The organism is Stenotrophomonas sp. YJH_SMC_12-1 (assembly GCF_059370935.1).
Map to the genome: position 1 here is coordinate 481,901 of NZ_JCAFUD010000001.1, position 22,589 is coordinate 504,489.

Consider the following 22,589-nt stretch of genomic DNA (forward strand, 5'->3'; position numbering starts at 1 on the left):
TTGAATCCGACCCCGTGCCGACCAACGGTCGGCATCAGCAGCGGGTTCCAACAGATCGCGGAAATCTGTCAGAGGCGGGGCGGTGTCGGAGTGCGGGGTGTCCGCGGCATGGATGCCGCGGCCAAGGCCCCATGGACGGGTTCACGGCGTCCCCGCACTCCGACACCGCCCTGCCAACCCACGGAATGCCAGCCTTTGATGTTGACGTTGCTTCTGCAGGTGCAGGGCGCAGCCCTGCAATAAAACACCCCTTACCTCAGCTGGCTGTCCTTGCTGCCACGCCGGTTGTACCCGGCATGCGCCTGCTCTTCGTCGTCATGCGCCTGCTGGCACGCCACGCACAGCCGTACCCCAGGCACGGCCTGGCGCCGCGCCAACGGAATCGGTGCGTCGCATTCCTCACAGTGTTCCAGACCAGGGCCCTGCCGCAGCTGGCGCCGCGCGCGGGCAATCGCATCGTCGACGGTGGCGTCGATCTGGTCCTGGACCGCGCCGTCTCCCGCCCAACCGGTGGCCATGGCCATCCTCCGCAGGTGTGTCGCCTGATATGGGGACGATACACCCGCGCACAAAGGAGCAGACCTGTGTTGAGCAGAGCCATGCCCGGCTGATCTTCAGCAATCTGAGCAGAACGTGGAGGGCTTCAATCAGGTCGATCGCGACTTAATCCCCTCCGTCCCCTTTTTGCTTACCAGACCAGGTCGTCGGGCACCTGGAACTGCGCGTAGTAGGCGTCGTCCTCGGCGTTGCCGGTGGAGATCTCCGCGGTCGAGCCCGGCTGGCCGTGGTCGACGATGATCGCTTCCGGGGCGCGCTCACGCACCTTCTCGGCAGCAGCACGTGGCAGCAGCGCGTAACCGTCGCCGTGGGCAACGATGACCAGCACGCCGACCGACAGCGCCTTGCGCAGCTTGGGGTCGATCAGCAGGGTGCGGATCGCCGTGCCATCGCTGAAGCGGTACTCGTCATCGCCCTTGTGGGGCACGGCATGGGCCGCGATGATCTGCTTCGCCTGCGCCTTCTGTTCAGCCTGCCTGGCCTGCGCATTGCGCTCGGCGGCCAGCGCGCGGTCGCGCTCGACCTTCTCGGCGCGGGCCCGTTCAGCCTCGCGCTGGACGTCGGCCGAGGTCGATTCGGCCTTGCCCTGCCGGGCCTTGGCCTGCTCGCGCGCGGCGGCGCTGGCCTGCGACTTCTTGGCCAGGCCGGCCTTGAGCAATTGTTCCTGCAGCGCGTTGGGCTTTGCCATGGTCGGTGCGTACCGCGTGTAATCTTGGATGCCCCATTCTACCGACGCCCCGCCGCCCCTGCATGGCAGTCCTGAAGTACCTCACCGGCTATCCCGAACCCTTGGTCGCCCAGGTCAGCGAACTGCTGGCGCAAGGCAAGCTCGGCCCCTGGCTGCAGCAGCGCTATCCCGACCCGCACGAGGTACGCAGCGACCGCCAGCTGTACGACTACACCCAGGAGCTGAAGGACCGCTACCTGCGCAAGTCGGTGCCGCTCAACAAGGTCTGCTACGACAACACGCTGGAAGTGATCAAGCACGCGCTGGGCACTCATACCGCCATTTCCCGCGTGCACGGCGGCCGCCTCAAGGCCAGCCGCGAGATCCGCATCGCCACCGTGTTCCGCCAGGCACCAGCAGCGTTCCTGCGCATGATCGTGGTACATGAGCTGGCCCACCTGAAGGAATCCGACCACAACAAGGCTTTCTACCAGCTGTGCCAGCACATGGAGCCGGAGTACCTGCAGCTGGAGTTCGATACCCGCCTGTACCTGACCGAGCTGGCCAACCGCGGCCAGCGTTGACCGGCCGCAGCAGCTACACTGCGCGCCCCCTGCCCGACCTTGCCGCCATGGAACCGATCCGTCTCGACAAACGCCTGTCCGCCCTGCTCGGCATCCCGCGCGGCGAAGCGCGGCGCTACATCGAAGGCGGCTGGGTCACGGTCAACGGCGACGTGGTGGAGCAGCCGCAGCGCCCGGTCGATGACAGCGCGGTGATCGTCGTAGCCGCGCAGGCCAGCGATGAAAAGGCCGAGCGGGTCAGCATGCTGTTGAACAAGCCGGCCGGCGTTGCCGCTGAGACCCTGTGTGCGCTGGTCAGCAGTGACAGCCACAGCGAACTCGATGCCAGCGACATCCGTCCTCTGCAGCGTCACTTCCATGGCCTGCAGCTGGCCGCCTCGCTTCCGGCCAGCGACAGCGGCCTGGTGGTGGTCAGCCAGGATCCGGCCACGCTGGCCCATCTGCAGCGCAATCTGGGCCGCACCGAGCAGGAATACCTGATCGAAGTGGCCGAAGGCGGCCCGGAGCGTGGGCCATGGCTGATGGCGCGTCTGCAGCAGGAGGCCGGCGGCGGCAAGGTCAGCTGGCAGAGCGAACAACGCCTGCGCTTTGCCGGCAAGGGGCTTACCGCCAAGGGCCTGCGTGCAGCGGTGACAGCCGCCGGGCTGCAGGTGACCGGGGTGCGCCGCCTGCGTATCGGACGCGTGGCGCTGGGGCCGCTGCCGCCGGGGCAATGGCGCTACCTGGGCAGCCACGAGCGGTTCTGAGGTGTGCGGGTCAGAGCCCTTTCCTGTGGAATGGGATCCGACCCCATCGGTGACGCCCCCTCGGGGCGGGATCCCGTGCCGAAGGCAAGGGCTCTGACCCCCTGTCGATCCTGCAGGCATTCCTTCACGCATGGCGTGGCTCTACCATCGGGGCATGAGCCTGCCCAAGCCGCTGTGGCGACGCCTGCTGCGCATCGCTGCAATCATTCTCGCTGCGCTGGTGCTGCTGGTGCTGTCCGGCCTGCTGCTGGCCGACCACCTCACGCCGCAGGCACGGGGCACGCCTTCGCATGTGCTGCCACTGCAGTCGGCGCAGACCCGCATCGACCAGCAGATCGTGCCATTGCAGGAGGCCCATCCCGGCCAGTCCGGCGTGGCCTTCCTCAGTGATGGCATGGATGCCTTCGCCGCACGCGCGATGATCACCACGCACGCAGGCCGCAGCCTGGACCTGCAGTACTACATCTGGCACGACGACCTGATCGGCCACCTGATGGCCAAGGCGCTGTATGACGCCGCCGAGCGCGGCGTGCGCGTGCGCATCCTGCTTGATGACATGAATGCCAAGGACAAGGACGCGCTGATGATGGCGCTCGATGCGCATCCGAACATCGAGATCCGCCTGTACAACCCGTTCCGCAACCGGACCGGCATCCTGCGCATGGTGGAGATGGTGCAGCGCTTCTTCAGCGTGAACCACCGCATGCACAACAAGAGCTGGATCGCCGATGGCCGCGTCGCGATCGTCGGTGGCCGCAACATCGGCGAGGAGTATTTCAGCGCGCGCACCGATGTGAACTTCCAGGATCTGGACCTGCTGGTCGCCGGCCCCGCCGTGGAGCAGGCCAACCGCATCTTCGACGACTACTGGAACAGCGAAACCGCCATTCCGGTATCCGCGCTTGCCTTCCATACCGACGCACAACTGCGCCTGCTGGTGCGCGAATCGGACCACGAGGCGCAGCGGGACGTGGCCCGGCCGTACCTGGCGCGCGTGGCCGAATCGCGCAAGCGGCAACGCCCGAGCCCCGAGCCGCTGCGCTGGAGCCGTGCAGTGCGCATCGTGTCCGACCCGCCGATGAAGCACCGCAAGGACGATCGCGCTGCCTGGCTGGTGTCGACCCTGATCAGCGAGCTGCAGGCCGCCAGGCACAAGGCCCTGTTGATCTCGCCCTACTTCGTTCCCGGCAACGAGGGCCTGGATGGCTTTTCGGCCATGTCCGGGCGGGGCGTGCAGGTCGGCGTGGTCACCAACTCACTGGCCGCCAATGACGTCGCCGCCGTACATGGTGGCTACATGGGCTACCGCGTGCCGTTGCTCGAAGCCGGCGTCCACCTTTACGAACTGAAGGCACAAGGGCAGTCCGGCGATGCCGGCGTGTTCGGCAGCAGCGGCGCCAGCCTGCATACCAAGGCGTTCCTGGTCGATGACCGCCGCGGTTTTGTCGGTTCGTTCAACCTCGACCCGCGCTCGGCCTATCTGAACACCGAGATGGGCGTGCTGTTCGACGATCCGGTGCTGGGCGCACAGCTGCGGGACGAGTACCTGCGCCTGGCTGATCCTAGGCACAGCTGGTGGCTGGCGCTGGATGACCGTCGCCGGTTGCGCTGGCTGGAGCGCGAACCGCCACCGCACTGGGTGGAGGCGGAGCCGGGGACAACGGCGCGCAAACGCTGGTTGTCGCGGGTGATCAGCTGGCTGCCGGTCGAATCGCAGCTGTAGCGCTCAGGGCGTTGGACCCGCCTCTTCCTGTCCGGCCTCATCACGTGTTTCCACGCTGCGTCCATGCAGGCGCCGCCAGATCCAACGCAGGGCATGCGGCGGCGCTGAAGGCAACTGTTCGAGCAGGGCCAGCATGCGACTCTGGCTGGCATGTCCATGCCGGCACAGCAGGCTGGCTGCCGCCGCAGCGCTGGCCAGACGCAGGCTGTCGGCGAGTGGGCCATCGGCCTCCGGCGCCAGTGCCTGGTGCACGGGCTCGGGCAGCTCCCAGGCTGCAGCCACGCGTTGTGCCAGCGGCAACGACCATTGCTGGAGCAGTTGCAGGGCCAGCGCCGGCTCCACGGTTTCGTCGCGTGCCTGCGCTTCCTGCAGCAGCTGGCGCATCACCAGCGCTGACCCCAGCCCCTGCACCAGGCCCAGCCACTGCGCAGCGAAGGCATCACCGAAGGTGACCGTGCGCGCATGATCGGCGGCCGCACGCGAAGCCAGCAGTGCGTGCTCCCAGATGATCGTGCTGAACTGCGGAAACATGCCGCACTGCACCTGCATCACCGGCTGCACCAGCACTGCGCTGATGATCTGGCGCACGCCCTCGGTACCGACCAGGGTCACCGCACGCTGCAGGCTTTCCACCGGCCGCTCATGCACCTTGTAGGCCGGGCTGTTGGCGATGCGCAGCAGATTTCCGGTCAGCACCGGGTCCTGGCCGATGATCGCCGCCATCACCCGTGCCGAGGCGGCATCGTCGTTGACGGTCTGGATCAGCTGCGGCAGCAGTTGCGGGCGCCGTGGCAGGTGCCGGGCGGCCCAGTCACGGTCCTGCAGCGCGCGCGCCACCGCTTCGCCCAGTGCCGGATCCTGCACGGGGGCAGGCTCGCCGGCCAGCCGTGGGTACAGGGCAAGTGCATGCAGGCCGCGCTGCAGGTGGGCGGCGATCTCACCGGCCTGCAGGGCCTCGCCCTGAAGGCTGGCTGCGGCAGCAGCGACCGCCTGTCGCGATACGGCCGCCAGGCGCAACGGAGCCGCCCCGGTCGAGCGCGCCAGCCAGCCGCGCAGCGATCGCCACCAGGCCGGCGTCATCGCCGCCTGCCCTGTCGTTGTGGTGCCCTTGCCGTCACTGACCGCCCTGCCTCTTCACGCGAATCCGGCCACCCGCCGTCGTCGCAGCATCGGCCGCACTTTCATCTTCTTTAACCGGAAGGGCGCCGATGTCGACGGCAGCGACCGGGGGAATGGACTAGAATGGCGCCGCGCGACCCGTCCCCCTGCACTGACGACGTCGCTTTTTTTGTTTTGGGACCCTACCGTTCACTGGCCGTTCGCTGCAGTTCGCCGCTGTTCGCGCCATCGGAGACGCCATGCTATTCGAAACCCTCGCCACCACCGGCCACGAACAAGTGGTGTTCTGCCACAACCACGATGCCGGCCTGAAGGCGATCATCGCCATCCACAACACCACCCTGGGCCCGGCCCTGGGCGGCGTGCGCATGCGCCCTTACGCCAGCACCGACGAGGCGCTGGCCGATGTGCTGCGGCTGAGCCGGACGATGACCTACAAGAATGCGCTGGCCGGGCTCAACGTGGGCGGCGGCAAGGCGGTGATCATCGGCGACCCGAAGACGGACAAGACCGAGGTACTGTTCCGCGCCTTCGGCCGCTACGTCGATTCGCTGGGCGGCCGCTACATCACCGCCGAGGACGTTGGCACCGACGTCAACGACATGGAGAACATCTACCTGGAGAGCCAGTTCGTGACCGGCGTGCACCAGGTCCATGGTGGCTCCGGCGATCCGGCGCCTTTCACGGCCTACGGCGCACTGCAGGCACTGATGGCGTCGATGCGCTTCAAGTTCGGCCATGAGGAAGTAGGCAAGACCAGCATCGCGGTGCAGGGCCTGGGCCACATCGGCATGGAACTGGTGAAACTGCTGCGTGACCGCGGTGCCAAACTGTATGTCACCGACCTGGACAGTGCCCTGGTTGATCGTGCAGTCAGCGATTTCGGCGCCGAGGCGGTCAAGCCGGACGAGATCCACGAAGTGAACGCCGATGTGTTCGCACCGTGTGCGCTGGAAGGCGCGATCAACGCCGACACGCTGCCGCGGATCAAGGCCAAGATCATCTGCGGCACGGCCAACAACCAGCTGTCGAGCCTGGAGATCGGCGACGAACTGCATGCGCGCGGGATCCTCTACGCCCCGGACTACGCCGTCAACGCCGGCGGTGTGATGAACGTGTCGCTGGAGATCGACGGCTACAACCGCGAACGCGCGATGCGCCTGATCCGCAGCATCTACCACAACCTCACCCGCATCTTCGAACTGTCGCAGCGCGAGAACATCGCGCCGCAGCGGGCCGCCGATCGCATCGCGGAAAGCCGCATCCTGTCGATCGGCAAGCTGAAGATGCCGCTGGGCCGCAGCACTCCGCGCCTGGGCAACCTGCGCGGCGGCTGAGGCTGCAGACGTCGCGCCGGGAGCCTTCCCGGCGCGACCGATTGCTAGAACCCGGTGCTGTAGCGCAACGCAGCCTGCCGCGCGCCCTCGCCACCGATACGCTGGTCGAAGCCCAGGCTCAAGCGGCCATTGCGGCCCCACCACGATTCCAGCGCCACGCCGATCAGCGCACTGCCGCGCGGCGCATCCCAGCCTGCCAGCGGCGCCCAGGCATCCACGCCGACAAAACTGGCCTGCCAATCGGCGTCACCGCCGTCCAGCCTCTGCTGCCACTCGGCGTGTCCGCGCAGGTTCCAACGCCCCCAGCCCCGCTCGCCGCGGATGCCGGCCAGCATCTGGCTGCGCTGCGCGCGGGTGGCATCACCCCGCAGGCCGAAGCCGAAACCGCCCAGTTCATTGAACGCATCGGTATCGACACGCGTGGTGCTGGCACCGAGGTAGGGCGTCACCGAAGCGCCTGCGCGGCCCAGGCGATATCCGCCTTCCACGCTGGCGCTGCTGAAACGCCCGCCGTAACGCGCCGAGACACCGTAGGCACCCGCACCCAGCAGCAGCTGGCGATCCAGCGCGCGGGTGAACTGGCCACTGCCGAACTGGGCCAGCGCATAGCCGCGCCCCAGGCTCCAGCCAGCGTACAACTGTGCCTGCGCCTGGCGGTCGCGCCCGCGATCACCGTCGAAGCTGCTGCCTCCATTGCTGCGGGTCTCACCGAAGGCGACGCCCATCAGGCCGTTGCCGCCCAGCGGCAGATCCTGGCCGGCCATCCAGCCCCGGCTGTCGGCGGCGTTGCCGGCGAAGCTGCCCTGCCCCGCCTCACCCAGCGCGCTCTGCCAGCTCCCGCGCAGGCGCGGGGTGGCCTGTACACGATCGAAGCGCTCGGCAATCGCACGCCGCGACATGTCGATGCTGTCGAAGGTGGCGGCCTCGGCGCGGGCATGCGCCTGGCCGGACAGGCTCTGCAGGCTGTCGGCCAGGCCCTGCTGGCCGCCTCCGGCCCACTGCAGCGCACCGGCTGCCGCACCGAAGGGCGATCCCTGCAGGCCGGTGTTGCCGTCGAGCACTGCGAATGCGCCTTCCAGGCGCTGCGCTGCGGCCTGTGCGGAGGCGCTCAGGCCACTGGCTGCGGCGGTGACGCTGACCTGGTTCACGTTCAACCAGGCGTTGTTGCTGTCGTAGCCATACGTGGGTGCCACCAGGGTCAGCCCCTGCAGACCGGTGGAAGTGGCTTGGCTACTGAAGGTGCCGTTCAGGCCACCCGCGGCGTGGATGAGGTCCTGGCGCGTTCCGCTCTGCGGCACATAGCCGGAGACGAAGCCGTGCACACGCACACCGCCATTGATCGTTGCGTTGCCGATGACCTGAAGTGCGTTGGCACCGAGCGCGATCATCAGCTGCGCGCCGGGCTGCTGGGTGTAGTTGCCCTCGATGGTGCCGGTGGTGTTGCCGGTGGTGAGGAACACGCTGCCGCCGTTGACCACATTGCCGATCACCCGCGGCGTGCCACCGTTGAACTGCAGACCGGTGGAGTCCGGGTCGGGCTGGGCGAGGATCGTCACATTGGAACGGATCACGCCACCGTTCTGCAGCGTCAGGATGCCGCGCTCGATGCGGGTGGCGCCGGAATAGCTGTTGTTGCCGGCCAGTACCAGCTTGCCTCCGCCCTGCTTGACCAGGCCACCGCTGCCGGTGATGTCGTTGCTCCACATCGAGTTGGTCGAGCCGGCATCAACGTTGGCAACCACATCGCCCCAGTCGAAGCGGCCGGGACCGTTGATCGCGCGACCGATGTCGAGCAGGCCATAGCCGAACACCGGATCCACGCCGGGCGCACCGATGTCCTTGGCAGTGCCCAGCAGGGTCTGCCTCACCAGATCGTTGCTGAAGTAGGGGAAGCGCTGCCAGACCAGCGCCGCCGCACCGGAGACCAGCGGCGCGGCGAACGAGGTGCCGTAGTTCCAGTAGTAGCTGCCACCGTTGGCATCCGGGTAGACCGCGCTGCCCGGCGCTGCCAGGCAGTAGCGGGCCGCCTGGCCGCAGGCATTCGAATAGCTGGCCAGCGCGCCAGGCGTAAACGGGTCCACCGCCGTGGCCACCAGCCAGCCGCGCTCCAGATCGGCCGCCGGAAGCGTGCCTGCCACGCCCTTCTGGCTGGGCAGCGCGGCCAGGCTGCTCGGCTCGCTGCGGCCGTCATTGCCGGCGGCGAACACCACCAGGCCACCGTGGTTGATCACGAACGGCCGGTATTCGGCGGCTACCTGCGCGGTGGTCGGCAGGTCGGTCCAGTACAGGCCGCCCCACGAGTTGTTCATCACCTTCACGTTGTAGCTGATCAGGTCCTGGTGGACCTGGGCCACGCCCAGCGGCCCACTGAAGGCATTGCCCTGGCCACTGCCGTCATCGGTCGGCGGCTTGTCGGAAATGATTCTTGCCGAGACGATCTGGGCGCCTGGCGCGATACCGCCCGGCCAGGTCCCCACTGCTGCGCCGGCGGCGAGGCTGGCCACGGCGGTGCCATGCCCGACCACGTCATCAACCGCCAGGTTGTTCCTGGCGGGATCGATGTAATTGAAGTTGGCCAGCACGCGACCATTCAAGGCCACCGCGTTGCGCTGCACGCCCGAATCGACGATGCCGATGCGCACGCCCTGCCCGGTCAGGCCGGCGGCCTGTGCGGCACGCGCGTTGGTGACTGAAAGATGCGCATCAAAGGCCGGCTCCTGCGGCTTGGCCGGCGGTGGTGTCGTCGGCGGAGGCGTGGTTGGAGGGGGCGGCGTGGTCGGGGGTGGGTCGACGCGCACGTTGCTGCCGCCTCCGCCGCCTCCACCACAGGCCGTCAGCGCCATCGCCAGCGCGGTTGCCAGCACAGACCTCACCATCATCGTTCGCTCCATCGATTCCTTCCCGTGAACGTTGGCCTGCCTTCATCCCGGCAGGCGTTCGGCGCCGCACAGCGGCAGCCCTCCCCGACCCTCTATACTTGGGCCGACCCCCACGCAGTCTGCCGGGAAACCGGGGCGCATCCAACGGCCTCCGGTCTCCTTTCCGAACATTGCTTACGCATCAACGAGATTGCCATGTCCAACATCGTCATCGCGGCCGCCAAGCGCACCGCCATCGGCTCCTTCCTCGGCCAGTTCAACGGCGTACCGACCCCGACCCTCGGCGCGGCAGCCATCGCCGCCGCGCTGGAACAATCGGGTGTCCCGGCCAGCGACGTTTCCGAAGTCCTGATGGGCTGCGTGCTGCCGGCCAACCTCGGCCAGGCGCCCGCCCGCCAGGCCGCGATCGCCGCCGGCATTCCGCTGTCGGCCGGTGCCACCACGCTGAACAAGGTGTGCGGCTCGGGCATGAAGACCATCATGCTCGGCCATGACCTGATCAAGGCCGGCTCGGCCAGCATCGTGGTCGCCGGCGGCATGGAATCGATGTCCAACGCCCCGCACATGCTGCCGAACTCCCGTACCGGCAACCGTTTCGGCAACTTCCAGGCGGTCGACCACATGGCCCACGATGGCCTGGTCAACGCCTACGACGGCAAGGCCATGGGCGAATTCGCCGAGTGCGCGGTGGACAAGTACCAGTTCAGCCGCGAAGAGCAGGACGCCTATGCGATCGAGTCGGTCAAGCGCGCGCAGGCTGCCCAGGCCAATGGTGCGTTTGCCGATGAAATCGTCGCGGTGAAGGTAGCCACCCGCAAGGGTGACGTCGAGGTCGCCACCGACGAGCAGCCGGGGCGCTCGGACATCGCCAAGATCCCGACCCTGCGCCCGGCCTTCAAGAAGGACGGCAGCGTGACCGCCGCCAGTTCCTCCAGCATCTCCGACGGCGCCGCCGCGGTGGTCCTGCTGACCGAGGAAGACGCGGCCGCACGTGGCATCACCCCGCTGGCCCGCATCGTCGGCCACGCCACCCACTCGCAGGAACCGGAGTGGTTCACCACCGCCCCGATCGGCGCGCTGCACAAGCTGCTGGGCAAGACCGGCTGGTCGCTGGACCAGGTCGATCTGTTCGAAATCAACGAAGCCTTTGCTGTGGTGGCGATGGCCCCGATGCGCGAACTGGGCATCCCTCACGACAAGCTCAACGTGAATGGCGGCGCCTGCGCACTGGGTCACCCCATCGGTGCCTCCGGCGCACGTCTTGTGGTGACCCTGGTCAACGCTCTGCGCACGCGTGGTGGCAAGCGCGGCATTGCCACCCTCTGCATCGGCGGCGGCGAAGCAACGGCAATCGCCATCGAATTGATTTAAAAAGATTTAACGATGATTTCGCAAAAATGAATGCGGGATCGCTTGACACCCAATCTTGGCTTGTCATCATGTTGTCGGCGCGCAGCATGCGCGTTGCCTAATTCTAACGACGAGGATTTACACAATGAGCATCAACAAGCTGCTGGTCGCGATGTCCCTGGCTCTGGCCCTGGCCGCCTGCTCGAAGCAGGAAGCTGCCCAGGACGCCGCTGCTTCGGCCAACGAAGCCGCCACCGAAGCCCAGGCTGCTGCCGACCAGGCCGCCGCTGCTGGCGCCCAGACCGCCGACGCTGCCCAGCAGGCCGCTGACACCGCCGCCACCGCTGCTGACGCCGCCACCGACGCCGCTGCCCAGACCGCCGGTGCTGCCACCGACGCTGCTGCCGGCGCTGCTGCTGACGCTGCCAAGGCTGCTGAAGGCACCGCTGAGAAGGCCAAGGACGCTGCTGAAGAAGCCAAGAAGTAATAACTTCTTTCTTCACGCCGTTCTGGAAAAGCCGCTGGTTCGCCAGCGGCTTTTTCTTTGCGTGGATGCCGGCGATCAAGCCCCTGCATCGCGACCCGGTCTTCACAACGGCATGAATAGGCTGGCGTCCCCATCCATTGCAGTGCCGGAGACCGCCATGAAGATTCGTCCGATCACCACCACCCTGCTGGCCGCCTCCCTGCTGCTGGCCCTGGCCGCCTGCAAGGGCCCGGAAGCCGAACAGGCCAAGCAGGACGCGCAGCAGGCGGCCGACAGCGCCGGCGCTGCCGCCCGCGACGCCGTCGACAAGGCTGCTGCCGCCACCCGCGAAGCCGCCGACAAGACCGCAGCCGCTTCCGAGCAGGCCGCCGCCGATACCCAGCAGGCGCTGGACAAGGCCGCAGACGCCACTGCCAACGCCGCCGACAAGGCCAAGGACGCCGCAACCGACGCCGCCGCGCACGCCAGCGACGCCACCGCCGACGCCGCGCAGAAGGTCGCCGACAAGGCCCGCGATGTCGCTAATGACGCCAAGGCCAACGCCGCCAAGGAAGAAGCCAAGCACTAAGCCTTACCGGCAGCCGAGCACCGGCTCGGTTCCACAGGAAAAGCCGCGGCACTGCCGCGGCTTTTCTGCTTTTCGCTCCCTGCTTCTTCTGTTGATTCCGTGGTGTGCGCCCACGGAAAGTGTCCAAGGACGCGCGGGTAGGTTGCGCAGGGGCGTAAGCGCCATGGATGGCGCGCCCGAGCCTTATCTGATGAAAATCTGTCAGCGTAGGTGTCGAGAGCCGGCGTGGGCCGCCCCTACGGCAGCGCGCGCGCCAGCATCGCCGTCAGCTCCAGCCCCGCCGGCAGCGTCCCGAACGCCAGCCCATGCTCCGCTTCCAGCCGGCTACGCACGAACGCCTCCGCCATCGGACTGCGCGCACGCAGCAGCAGCGCCGCCTGCAGCAGCAGCGCAGTGCGCTCGCAGAACAGCCGCGCCTGCGCTTCCTCCGGTGGCGGCGCCGCTGCCCAACGCTGCAATGCCGCTGCATAGCGCGCATCACGGTCGGCCACCGACGCCAGCTCACCGCGCAACGCCGCCATCGCCTCCGGTTCACGCGCCAGCGCACGCAGCACATCCAGGCACTGGATGTTGCCGCTGCCCTCCCAGATCGAATTCAACGGTGCCTGCCGGTACAGGCGGGGCAGCATCGACTCCTCCACGTAGCCGGCACCGCCCAGGCATTCCTGCGCTTCATTGACGAAGGCCGGCGCACGCTTGCACAGCCAGTACTTGCCCAGCGCCGTCCCCAACCGCGCCATCGCCGCTTCATTGGCATCCACACCGGCACGATCCACCGCGCGTGCGATGCGCATCGCCAACACCGTGGCCGCTTCCGACTCCAGCGCCAGATCAGCCAGCACGTTGGTCATCAGCGAGTGCTCCACCAGCAGCTTGCCGAAGGTGCGCCGATGGCGTGCATGATGCAGCGCCTGCGCCAGCGCCATGCGCATCTCCGCCGCCGCACCCAGCATGCAGTCCAGACGGGTCATCATCACCATGCCGATGATGGTCGCCACGCCACGCCCTTCTTCGCCCACGCGCCACGCCTGCGCGCCACAGAACTCGACTTCGCTGGACGCATTGGACCAGTCACCCAGCTTGTCCTTCAGCCGCATCAGCCTGAATGCATTGCGGTCGCCGTCGGCCAGCCGGCGCGGCATCAGCAGGCAGGTCAGCCCGCCCGGTGCCTGCGCCAGCACCAGGAAGCCATCGCACATCGGCGCGGAAAAGAACCACTTGTGGCCGACCAGGCGGTAACGTTCGCCATCGATCGGCTCGGCGCGCGTGCTGTTCGCACGTACATCCGAGCCGCCCTGCTTCTCGGTCATGCCCATGCCCAGCGTGATGCCGGTCTTGTCCGCCACCGGCACGTCGCGCGGGTCATAGACCGGCGCGGCGGCCTTGCGCGCCCATTCGGCCAGGTGCGGCTGCGACTGCAGCACTGCCACCGCCGCATGGGTCATGGTCAAGGGGCAACTGGTGCCGGCTTCGGCCTGGTGGTGCAGGTAGCTCAGCGCCGCACGCGCGACGTGTGCGCCGGGCTGCGGCTCGTGCCAGGACAAACCTGCCACGCCATGCTGCTTCGCTGCGGACATCAGCTGGTGGTACGCAGGGTGGAACTCGACCGTATCAATACGGTGGCCCTGCGCATCGTGCGTACGCAGCCGCGGGCGATCACGGTTGGCATCGAAGCCGAGCCGGTACAACTCGTCGCCGGCCAAGGCCCCGTACACGGCCAGGCGTGGCGCTAAGGCACCGGCACCCTCGCGATGCACCGCCTCCGCCAACGCCACATCGTCGGTCCACAGCTGGCGGCCCGCGAACGGTGGCGGCTGGTTCAGCACCACATGGGTTTCAAACGGCGCGTTGCTGCTGAAGCTGGGTCCACTCATCCGGTCCATCCTGGCGGCAAGAGGTATGCGGCCCGATTGTGCCGCATGCCCCGCCAAGCCCGTGTTCAGGCCGGTTCTCACCGCCTGCACGAAGCGCAGGCCACAGTGGCCGCATGGAAGGCAATGACGATCTGGTGGTGCTGCGTCCGGAGGGGCTGTACTGCGCCGCGGGAGATTTCCACATCGATCCCTGGCGCCCGGTGCCGCGCGCGGTCATCACCCATGGCCACGGCGACCACGCGCGCCCGGGCATGGGCGAATACCACTGCAGCGAAGGAAGCCTGCCGATCCTGCGCTGGCGGCTGGGCGATGTTGGCGTGCAGGCGCACGCCGAGGGGGTGCCGTTCCGCTTGGGCCGGGTGCAGGTATCACTGCATCCGGCCGGTCATGTGCTCGGTTCGTCGCAGGTGCGCATCGACGATGGTGAACGGGTATGGGTGGCGTCCGGCGACTACAAGCGCCAACCCGACCCGACCTGCACGCCCTTCGAAGTGGTGCCCTGCGATACGTTCATTACCGAAGCGACGTTCGCGCTGCCGATCTATCGCTGGCCGGACACCCCGGCGGTCGCCGCAGAGATCGTGGCGTGGCGCCGCGAATGCGAACAACGTGGCGAAGCGGCGATCCTGCTGTGCTATGCACTCGGCAAGGCGCAGCGGGTGCTGGCCGAGTTGTTGCCACTGGACGACCGCCCCGCGTGGCTGCACGGCGCCATCGCCAATGGCGTGTCGGTCTACCGGCAGGCCAACATCCCGATGCTGGAGACGCTCACCGTCGCCGAACAGGGGCGTCAACCCGATGCCGCCGGCCAGTTGATCCTGGCCCCACCCTCGGCCGCAGGCACGCCGTGGATGCGCCGCTTCGGACCGCATCAACTGGGGTTCGCCTCGGGGTGGATGCAGCTGCGCGGCAACCGGCGGCGCCGCAACGTCGACCGGGGCTTCGTCATTTCCGATCACGCTGATTGGCCCGCGCTGCTGCAGACCATCGAACAGACCGGCGCGCAGCGGGTCATCGCCACCCATGGCAATACCGATGCATTGATTCCGTTCCTGCGCGAGCGCGGCGTGGCGGCTGAAGCCTTTCGCACCGACTTCGGGAGCGAGGAATGAAGGCGTTCGCCGCGCTCTACCAGCGCCTGGACCGCAGTACTGCGACGCAGGACAAGCGCGCCGCACTGGTCGACTACTTCCGCCACGCAGCGGCGCACGATGCGGCGTGGGCGCTGTACCTGCTCAGCGGCGGCAAGGTCGGCGGCGCACGCCGCAGGATCGCCGCCAGTGGTGAGCTGCGCAGCTGGATTGCCGAGGAATCCGGACTGCCCGCCTGGCTGGTGGAAGACAGCTACGCTCAGGTCGGCGATCTGGCCGAAACACTGACACTGCTGCTGGATGACCCCTTGCATCCCGCCGCCGACCGGCCGTTGTCGGACTGGATCGAACAGCATCTGCTGGCGGTGGCCAACCAGCCCGAAGTGGTGCGCCGTGCGGCGGTCGTCGCCGGCTGGCAGCAGCTGTGCAGCGGCGAGCGCCTGGTGTTCAACAAGCTGCTCACCGGTGCGCTGCGCGTGGGTGTCTCGCAACGGCTGGTGCAGCAGGCGCTGGCAGAATGGTCCGGCCTGGACATCGCGCGCATCGCCCAGCGCATGCTCGGCGAGTGGGTGCCCTCTCCCGCGTTGCTGGGGCAGCTGCTGTCGCCGGATGAACTGCCACTGGACCGGCAGCAGCCGTACCCGTTCTTTCTGGCCTCACCGCTGGAGGGCGAACCGGGCGAACGGCTGGGTCCGGTCGAAGACTGGCTGCTGGAGTGGAAGTGGGATGGAATCCGTCTGCAGCTGCTGCGCCGACGCGGTGAAGTGGCGCTGTGGTCACGTGGCGAAGAACGGCTGGATGGCCGCTTCCCGGAAATTGAACAGGCCGCGATGGCGCTGCCCGACGGCTGCGTGCTGGACGGAGAACTGCTGGCCTGGGACGAGAGCGACGACCTGCCACGCGCCTTCACCGCGCTGCAGACCCGCATCCAGCGTCGCAAGCCCGGTGCAGCGACCTTGCGCAACACCCCGGTGCGCGTGCTTGCCTACGACCTGCTTGAACGCGATGGCGAGGATCTGCGCGGGCTGCCACTGCAGCAACGGCGTGCACAGTTGGCCGAGGTCATCGGTGCCCTCGGCGATACACGCATCCAGCTGTCGCCCGACGTACCCGCTGGAGACTGGCTGCAGGCGGCCACGTTGCGGGAGGCCGCCCGTGAGCGGGGCGTGGAAGGGTTGATGCTGAAACGCCGGACGTCCGCCTACCAGTCAGGGCGACGGCGCGGCGACTGGTGGAAATGGAAGGTCGCCCCCCTGACCATCGATGCCGTGCTGCTGTATGCGCAGGCCGGCCATGGACGGCGCAGCACGCTGTACACCGATTACACCTTCGGCGTCTGGGACGGCGATACGCTGGTGCCGGTGGCCAAGGCCTATTCGGGCCTGGATGACAAGGAAATCCTGGCCCTCGATCGCTGGATCCGCGCCAACACCCGTGAACGGTTTGGCCCGGTGCGCAGCGTGCGTGCCGAACAGGTGTTTGAACTGGGCTTCGAGGCAGTCAACCGCAGCAGCCGGCACAAATCCGGCATCGCCGTGCGCTTTCCCCGCATCCTGCGCTGGCGCCACGACAAGCCCGCCACGGAAGCCGACCAGCTGGCCACGCTGCAGGCGCTGGCGCGATGAACCGCCGCGAGGCGTTGCGTAGGCTGGAAGACTGGTTCGCTGCGCGCGGCTGGCGCTCACTGCCGTTCCAGCGCGCGATGTGGCGGCACTATCTGGCGGGCGACTCCGGGCTGCTGCACACCCCCACCGGCAGCGGCAAGACGCTGGCCATGTTCGGCGGCCCGCTGCTGCAGGCGATGCTCGATCCACCGTCGGCACCGCGCCGGGCCAGCGCGGTGCGGCCGCTGCAGGTGCTGTGGGTGACGCCGCTGCGGGCATTGGCCAGTGATACCGCACGTGCGCTGCAGGCAGTGGTCGACGGGCTGGGCTTGGGCTGGCGGGTCGGCCTGCGCAGCGGCGATGCCAGCAACCGCGAGCGCCGGCAGGCCCGCGAAGGCCGCGTCGACGTACTGGTGACCACGCCGGAATCGCTGGCACTGCTGCTGAGCTATCCCGACACACTGCCACGCATGCGCCAGCTGCGCTGCGTGGTGGTGGACGAATGGCATGAACTGCTGGGCAACAAGCGCGGCGTCCTGCTGCAGCTGAACCTGGCGGTGCTGCGCGACGCCGCTCCTTCCCTGCAGCTCTGGGGACTGTCGGCCACGCTGGGCAACCTGCCGCAGGCCCGCGACGTGCTGCTGCCTGGCCAACAGGATGCACCGATCGTACAGGGCGTTCGTCCGCGCGCGATCAGCGTGCGCAGCCTGCTGCCGGAACCCGGTGAACGTTTCCCTTGGGCGGGGCATCTCGGCCTGGCGCAGCTGCCGCGCGTGCTGGACGCGCTGATGGCCGTACGCAGCAGCCTGCTGTTCACCAACACCCGCGCGCAGGCCGAGCTGTGGCACCAGGCGCTGGCGGCGGTATGGCCGGAAGACGCGGACACGCTGGCACTGCATCATGGCTCGCTGGATCCAGCACTGCGCCAGCAGGTGGAAGACGGCCTGCGCGCAGGCGCGTTGCGCTGCGTGGTGGCGACCTCCAGCCTCGACCTCGGCGTGGATTTCCCGGAGGTTGAACAGGTACTGCAGCTGGGCAGCCCCAAGGGCGTGGCGCGGCTGCGCCAGCGCGCCGGGCGCGCACGCCATCGTCCCGGCGCCGGGGGGGCCATCGTCTGCATACCCAGCCACGCACTGGAACTGGCCGAATATGCAGCGGTGCGCCGCGCACTGCACGAAGGCGTGGTCGAAGCGCGTCGACCGCCGACGTTGTCACTGGACGTGCTGGCACAGCATGCGGTCAGCCGCGCCCTCGCTGGCGGCTTTGACAGTGATGCGCTGCTGGCGCAGGTGCGTCGCACCCATGCCTTCGCCACGCTGGGCGATGAACAATGGCGGGCCGTGCTGGACTTCATCGTGCAGGGTGGGCAGGCGCTGGCGCAGTATCCCGATTTCCACAAGGTCGTGTGCGATGCCGATGGCAGCTACCGCATGCACGATCGCCGCCAGGCGCTGCGGCATCGCCTGTCGATCGGCACCATCAGCAGCGATGGCAGCGTGCGCGTGCAGTTCCTGCGCGGTGGCGGGCTTGGTGCAGTGGAGGAGCAGTTCGCCAGCCGCCTGCGTCGCGGCGACCGTTTCCAGTTCGCCGGGCGCCTGCTGGAACTGGTGCAGCTGCGCGACATGACCGCTTTCGTGCGGCTGGCACGAGGGCGCGGCGATGGTGTGGTGCCGCGCTGGCAGGGAGGCCAGTTGCCGCTGTCGATGCCACTCGGCCGTGAGCTGGAGTGGGTGCTGTCCGGCGCCGACGACAGTGCCGAATCCCGCTGGTTGTCACCGTTGCTGGCACTGCAGCAGCAGCTGTCGGCGCTTCCCGGCCCAGAGCACCTGCTGGTGGAAGAGGTGCGGCGCCGCGAAGGCCAGTTCATGTTCGTCTACCCCTTTGCCGGCCGCCACGTACACGAGGCACTGGCCGCGCTGTTGGCGCTGCGCTGCACCCGCCAGCAACGCAACAGCATTGGCTATGCGGTGAACGATCATGGCCTGGTACTGGCGCCGGCGCAGCCGATCGATCTGGATGAGGCACAATGGCGTGCATTGTTCGGCAATGACCGCTTGCTGGCCGATCTGCGCGAGGCAGTGAACCTGGGCGAGCTGGCGCGACGTCAGTTCCGGGGCATCGCACGCGTAGCAGGCCTGCTGGTGCCCAGCCTGCCCGGTGGCATGCCACGGTCACTGCGCCAGCTGCAGGCGTCCGCAGGCCTGCTGTACGACGTGCTGCGCGAGCACGATCCGGAACACCTGCTGCTGGCGCTGGCGGAACATGAAGTGCTGTACGACAGCCTCGACCTGCCGGGGGTGCAGCAGGTACTGGAGCGGATCGGCACGCAGCAGCTGTCGCTGCAGCGACCGTCATCACTCACGCCGCTGGGCTTTCCATTGTGGGCCGAACGCCTGCGCGGTCAGTTCAGCAATGAAGACTGGCGTATGCGCGTGCAGCGCGCGGCCCAGCAACTGGAGCGCCGCCATGACCGATGAATTGCCGCTGCTGCTTGCTGGTGAGTCCGTGGTCCTGGTGGGCGCGCGTGCGCTGTACTGGCCCGCGCGGCAGGCACTGCTGATCGCAGACCTCCACCTGGGCAAGGCCGATGTGTTCCGTCGCGCCGGCATCGCGTTGCCCAGCGGCGGCACCGGCGAAGACCTGCAACGCTTGCAGCGGCTTCTGGACCTGCATGCCTGTCGCGAGCTGTGGATCCTGGGCGACATCCTGCATGGGCCGGCGCATCGCGCTGGGTGGTACCAGCAATGGCTGGGATGGCGTGAACGCAATGCTTCGCTGGACGTGCATGTCCTGCGCGGTAATCACGACCGCCAGCTGCCGCATGCGCAGTTGCAGGTCCAGATCCACGATGAAGTACGACTGCGGCCGTTCCTGCTTCGGCATGAGCCGATGCCCGATGCGGCGCTGCATGTGATTGCCGGGCATCTGCACCCGCAGGTCGCCTTGAAGCCACTGCGACGGCGTTTCCCCGCGTTCTGGCTGCGTGACCGGATGACGGTCCTGCCGGCCTTCTCCGCATTCACTGCAGGCATCGTGCCTGCCCCCGCCCGCGGCGAACAGATGATCGCCTGCGTGGAAAGCGGCCTGGTGGAACTGCCGGTCGCCTGACTCAGGCCGGGCCAATGCCCAGCTGCGGCATCAACTGGAAATCAGGGGTGTCATTCTCACGCCGCCGCGGCAAGGCCTGGATTGCCGCCAGCATCTCCTGCGCGCAGGTCCGGATGCGTGCGTGGTGTTCCGGCGACGCATGGCTGACCAGGCTGCCGACATGGAACTCGAATACATCCTCCAGTACGTCGGGCTGGTCCTCGTGCAGCATCTGCAGCAGTCCACGCAGCTTGCAGATTTCCGATTCCAGCTCTTCGACCGCGAACAACATGGCGTCCTCCTCTTCAACATCAAGCGGCACGTCCGGGCCGCAACAGGCCGCAACAGCCGCGCTGCCCGGGCCACGCGCGATGTTGATCACGGAAAGGAAAACGGGCGACGCGCAGTCGCGTGCAACCTACTTCTCGCACATCCGCGGTGAGGCAACCGTTAATTCACGTGACGGCACGCTTCACACGCTGTCCGTGATCGCGTTGCTGCGAGGTATCTCCATCGTCGTCGCCAATGCGTCGATGAAGGCCGGATCCAGCGTAAGCGAACCGAACCATCCCTGCTGCGTGCCACTGAGCACGCGCAGCATGTGGCCACGGCCTCCGGGCAGGCGCCCCATCGGGCCCAGCAGCACGTCGCGCGTCTTCGCCCAGGCATCGCGATCGGACTGGAACAGCGGCGTCAGCCAGCGACTCCAGCGCTGGTAGACCGCCACGTGGGCCCTGCGTTGCGCCTGGTAGGCCTGCAATGCAGCGGCACCACCGCCATGCGTGCGCACCGCATCGCGCAGCGCCAGCGCATCGAGCAGCGCCATGTTCACCCCCTGCCCCAGCTGCGGGCTCATCGCGTGCGCCGCATCACCTGCCAGCACCATGCGGCCCTGGTGCCAGCGCGTCATCACTGCATCGCGATAGACCGCGCGCGCCAGCTGGCCGGCATCGCGCAGGTGGGCGAAGCGCGCACTGGCCTGCGGCCACAGCGCATGCAGCTCGTCCAGCCAGGGCGTCATGCCATCGGCCTGCCAGCGCTCGAAGTCGGTGCGTGGCAGGCTCCAGAAGAAACTCAGGCGCGGCGTGTCATCGCCGGGGCGCGTGCCGACCGGCAACAGGCCGATCATCTTGCGCGCGGCCACGTAGCGCTGCCGCAGCTCCTGCACATGCGGCCAGTCTTCGGCCGGCAACAGGCACCACAGCGCTCCCCACGGATACACGCGGTCCAGCCCGGCACCGCCGGCAATGGTGCTGCGCAGCGTAGAGGCCGCGCCATCGGCGGCCACCACTAGGTCGAACGGGCCATGCAGGCGCCCTTCGCTGTCGCGCAGGCGGCCCTGCTCGGCATCCACGGCGGCGATGGTGACGCCCGCATGCAGATTGCCTGCCCCCGCGCGCGCCTGGTCCAACAGCGAGAACAACGCCCCACGCTGCATGCCCAGGCCATGCAGGCGCGCATCCAGACCGTCGTAGCGCATGTCCATCACCGCGCGCTCGCATGGCGTGTCGCCATACAGGCGGTGCACCGGCGCGGCATGCGCGCGCACCGCATCCAGCAGGCCCATCTGCCACAGCACCTGCAGGCCGCTGGGCTGCAGCAGGAAACCGGCACCCACCGGTCCCGGCGTCGGCACGCGTTCGAATATCTCCACTTCGTGGCCGTCACGGGTGAGGAGGATGGACACTGCCTGTCCAGCGGTGCCGTAGCCGATCACGGCGATACGCAGTCGTTCCGTCATGGCCACATTGTGCCCGAGGCGGGTGGATCGCGAACCGGCCGCGGGCACGCCGCGCAAAAAAAAACCCCGCCGAAGCGGGGTTTTCAACGCACTGTCGAGTGGATCACTCGGCCGGCGTGATGTTCGAAGCCTGGGCACCCTTCGGGCCCTGGGTCACGTCATAGGTGACACGCTGGCCTTCCTGCAGGCTGCGGAAGCCCTTGGAGTTGATGGCGGAGAAGTGCGCGAACACGTCGGCGCTGCCATCCTCCGGCGAGATGAAGCCAAATCCCTTGGCGTCGTTGAACCACTTGACGGTACCGTTCGGCATGGTGATGCGAGACCTTATGCAATGAATGGGTGGTGTACGCTGAACCCGCGCACAAGCTGAGTATGCAAAGCTTGCTCGGGGAAGACAATCACCCCCGCGCCAATTCGCCCACCAGTTCCGGAAGTCCGTTGCTGGCCGCCTGTACGTTGGCCAGCACTTCGGCCATCGTAATCTCCTCGCCATCACCACAGCCGGCAGCCCAGTTGGCGATGATCGCCAGGCAGGCGTAATCCAGCCCCAGTTCGCGTGCCAGCGCGGCTTCCGGCATGCCGGTCATGCCCACCAGGTCGCAGCCGTCGCGGCGCATGCGGGCGATTTCAGCGATGGTTTCCAGGCGCGGGCCCTGCGTTGCGCCGTAGCAGCCACCGTCATGGACCGTGACGCCGGTCACTTTGGCCGCCGCCAGGATCTTGCTGCGCAGCATCGGCGTGTACGGGTGGCCGAAATCGACGTGGACCACATCGGTGCCCTCTTCTTCGCAGATGGTGCTGATGCGGCCCCAGGTGTAGTCGATGATCTGGTCCGGGCAGGCCAGCACGCGCGGGCCGAAGTTCTCGGTGATGCCACCGACCGTGTTCAACGCCAACACGCGCTGCGCGCCCAGCTGCTGCAGCGCGGCCAGGTTGGCGCGGTAGTTGATCTTGTGCGGCGGCAGCGAGTGGCCTTCACCATGGCGCGCCAGGAACGCCACGCGATGGCCGAGCAGCGTACCGACGCGCACCGGGCCCGACGGGCGGCCGAAGCGGGTGTCGACCTCGTGGGTCTGCACGTCGTCAAGCTTGGCCAGGTTGTAGACACCGGTACCGCCGATCACGGCCAGGGCGATCTGTTGCATTCGAAGCACTCCATGAAAAGACGAACGCC

General features: G+C 67.8%; 20 protein-coding genes. 11 read left to right on the top strand and 9 right to left on the bottom strand.

The features are described from left to right. Positions 1-251: 251 nt before the first annotated feature. Entirely contained in the window at positions 252-518 is a 267-nt protein-coding gene (locus AC5P8Y_RS02280) for a DksA/TraR family C4-type zinc finger protein (RefSeq protein ID WP_005414219.1), read from the bottom strand. 170 nt (positions 519-688) lie between these two features. Beyond that, positions 689-1,246 carry a DUF2058 domain-containing protein gene (locus AC5P8Y_RS02285; protein ID WP_033834333.1) on the bottom strand — a complete coding sequence of 186 codons (558 nt, stop codon included), beginning with the start codon at positions 1,244-1,246 and terminating at the stop codon, positions 689-691. A 62-nt stretch (positions 1,247-1,308) separates the two neighbouring features. Between AC5P8Y_RS02285 and AC5P8Y_RS02290 the strand changes: the two genes are divergently transcribed. The 3 genes from AC5P8Y_RS02290 to AC5P8Y_RS02300 all read left to right on the top strand — a co-directional run bounded on the left by AC5P8Y_RS02290 (position 1,309) and on the right by AC5P8Y_RS02300 (position 4,278). Further along, positions 1,309-1,809 (top strand): M48 metallopeptidase family protein, encoded by a 501-nt coding sequence (locus tag AC5P8Y_RS02290; protein WP_049431303.1) that lies wholly within the window; start codon positions 1,309-1,311, stop codon positions 1,807-1,809. A 47-nt stretch (positions 1,810-1,856) separates the two neighbouring features. After that, a complete protein-coding gene (locus AC5P8Y_RS02295) occupies positions 1,857-2,555 on the top strand; it encodes an RNA pseudouridine synthase (RefSeq protein WP_033834386.1) in 699 nt (232 codons plus the stop codon). A 130-nt stretch (positions 2,556-2,685) separates the two neighbouring features. Then, positions 2,686-4,278 carry a phospholipase D family protein gene (locus AC5P8Y_RS02300; protein ID WP_495201834.1) on the top strand — a complete coding sequence of 531 codons (1,593 nt, stop codon included), beginning with the start codon at positions 2,686-2,688 and terminating at the stop codon, positions 4,276-4,278. A 3-nt stretch (positions 4,279-4,281) separates the two neighbouring features. Here the strand turns inward: AC5P8Y_RS02300 and AC5P8Y_RS02305 are convergent, their stop codons facing one another. Further along, a complete protein-coding gene (locus tag AC5P8Y_RS02305) occupies positions 4,282-5,358 on the bottom strand; it encodes an HDOD domain-containing protein (protein WP_005410577.1) in 1,077 nt (358 codons plus the stop codon). 278 nt (positions 5,359-5,636) lie between these two features. Here AC5P8Y_RS02305 and AC5P8Y_RS02310 point away from each other — a divergent pair, with 278 nt between their 5' ends. Beyond that, a complete protein-coding gene (locus AC5P8Y_RS02310; protein WP_005410578.1) occupies positions 5,637-6,734 on the top strand; it encodes a Glu/Leu/Phe/Val dehydrogenase dimerization domain-containing protein in 1,098 nt (365 codons plus the stop codon). 44 nt (positions 6,735-6,778) lie between these two features. Here the strand turns inward: AC5P8Y_RS02310 and AC5P8Y_RS02315 are convergent, their stop codons facing one another. After that, complete coding sequence (locus AC5P8Y_RS02315) at positions 6,779-9,625, bottom strand: autotransporter serine protease (protein WP_111188690.1); 2,847 nt, start codon at positions 9,623-9,625, stop codon at positions 6,779-6,781. A gap of 183 nt (positions 9,626-9,808) precedes the next feature. Between AC5P8Y_RS02315 and AC5P8Y_RS02320 the strand changes: the two genes are divergently transcribed. From AC5P8Y_RS02320 to AC5P8Y_RS02330, 3 genes are all read left to right on the top strand, one after another. Further along, entirely contained in the window at positions 9,809-10,984 is a 1,176-nt protein-coding gene (locus AC5P8Y_RS02320) for a thiolase family protein (protein ID WP_033834339.1), read from the top strand. A 124-nt stretch (positions 10,985-11,108) separates the two neighbouring features. Next, positions 11,109-11,450: a hypothetical protein gene (locus AC5P8Y_RS02325; RefSeq protein WP_005410581.1), complete on the top strand. Its 342-nt coding sequence runs from the start codon at positions 11,109-11,111 to the stop codon at positions 11,448-11,450. 157 nt (positions 11,451-11,607) lie between these two features. After that, positions 11,608-12,018 (top strand): hypothetical protein, encoded by a 411-nt coding sequence (locus tag AC5P8Y_RS02330; RefSeq protein WP_005410582.1) that lies wholly within the window; start codon positions 11,608-11,610, stop codon positions 12,016-12,018. A 236-nt stretch (positions 12,019-12,254) separates the two neighbouring features. Here AC5P8Y_RS02330 and AC5P8Y_RS02335 read toward each other — a convergent pair whose 3' ends face one another. After that, entirely contained in the window at positions 12,255-13,892 is a 1,638-nt protein-coding gene (locus AC5P8Y_RS02335; protein ID WP_033834340.1) for an acyl-CoA dehydrogenase family protein, read from the bottom strand. A 113-nt stretch (positions 13,893-14,005) separates the two neighbouring features. On the opposite strand from AC5P8Y_RS02335, the gene AC5P8Y_RS02340 reads away from it, so the two are divergent. The 4 genes from AC5P8Y_RS02340 to pdeM are packed head-to-tail and all read left to right on the top strand — an operon-like array spanning position 14,006 to position 19,695. After that, positions 14,006-15,004, top strand: coding sequence for a ligase-associated DNA damage response exonuclease (locus tag AC5P8Y_RS02340; RefSeq protein ID WP_005414211.1), 999 nt, complete (start codon positions 14,006-14,008; stop codon positions 15,002-15,004). Then, positions 15,001-16,608: an ATP-dependent DNA ligase gene (locus tag AC5P8Y_RS02345; protein WP_033834341.1), complete on the top strand. Its 1,608-nt coding sequence runs from the start codon at positions 15,001-15,003 to the stop codon at positions 16,606-16,608. The genes AC5P8Y_RS02340 and AC5P8Y_RS02345 overlap by 4 nt, the downstream gene beginning before the upstream one ends. Beyond that, positions 16,605-19,064, top strand: coding sequence for a ligase-associated DNA damage response DEXH box helicase (locus AC5P8Y_RS02350; RefSeq protein WP_111173271.1), 2,460 nt, complete (start codon positions 16,605-16,607; stop codon positions 19,062-19,064). The genes AC5P8Y_RS02345 and AC5P8Y_RS02350 overlap by 4 nt, the downstream gene beginning before the upstream one ends. Next, positions 19,054-19,695: a ligase-associated DNA damage response endonuclease PdeM gene (gene pdeM / locus AC5P8Y_RS02355; protein WP_049402339.1), complete on the top strand. Its 642-nt coding sequence runs from the start codon at positions 19,054-19,056 to the stop codon at positions 19,693-19,695. The genes AC5P8Y_RS02350 and pdeM overlap by 11 nt, the downstream gene beginning before the upstream one ends. Position 19,696: 1 nt before the next feature. Here the strand turns inward: pdeM and AC5P8Y_RS02360 are convergent, their stop codons facing one another. The 4 genes from AC5P8Y_RS02360 to AC5P8Y_RS02375 all read right to left on the bottom strand — a co-directional run bounded on the left by AC5P8Y_RS02360 (position 19,697) and on the right by AC5P8Y_RS02375 (position 22,560). Continuing rightward, on the bottom strand, positions 19,697-19,966 hold the full coding sequence (locus tag AC5P8Y_RS02360) for a hypothetical protein (RefSeq protein ID WP_024958257.1): 270 nt from the start codon (positions 19,964-19,966) through the stop codon (positions 19,697-19,699). A 180-nt stretch (positions 19,967-20,146) separates the two neighbouring features. Continuing rightward, a complete protein-coding gene (locus AC5P8Y_RS02365) occupies positions 20,147-21,415 on the bottom strand; it encodes an FAD-dependent oxidoreductase (protein ID WP_049431289.1) in 1,269 nt (422 codons plus the stop codon). A 103-nt stretch (positions 21,416-21,518) separates the two neighbouring features. Beyond that, on the bottom strand, positions 21,519-21,725 hold the full coding sequence (locus tag AC5P8Y_RS02370; RefSeq protein WP_005410590.1) for a cold-shock protein: 207 nt from the start codon (positions 21,723-21,725) through the stop codon (positions 21,519-21,521). Between the two features lie 88 nt (positions 21,726-21,813). Next, a complete protein-coding gene (locus tag AC5P8Y_RS02375) occupies positions 21,814-22,560 on the bottom strand; it encodes an S-methyl-5'-thioinosine phosphorylase (protein WP_005410591.1) in 747 nt (248 codons plus the stop codon). Positions 22,561-22,589 lie beyond the last annotated feature (29 nt).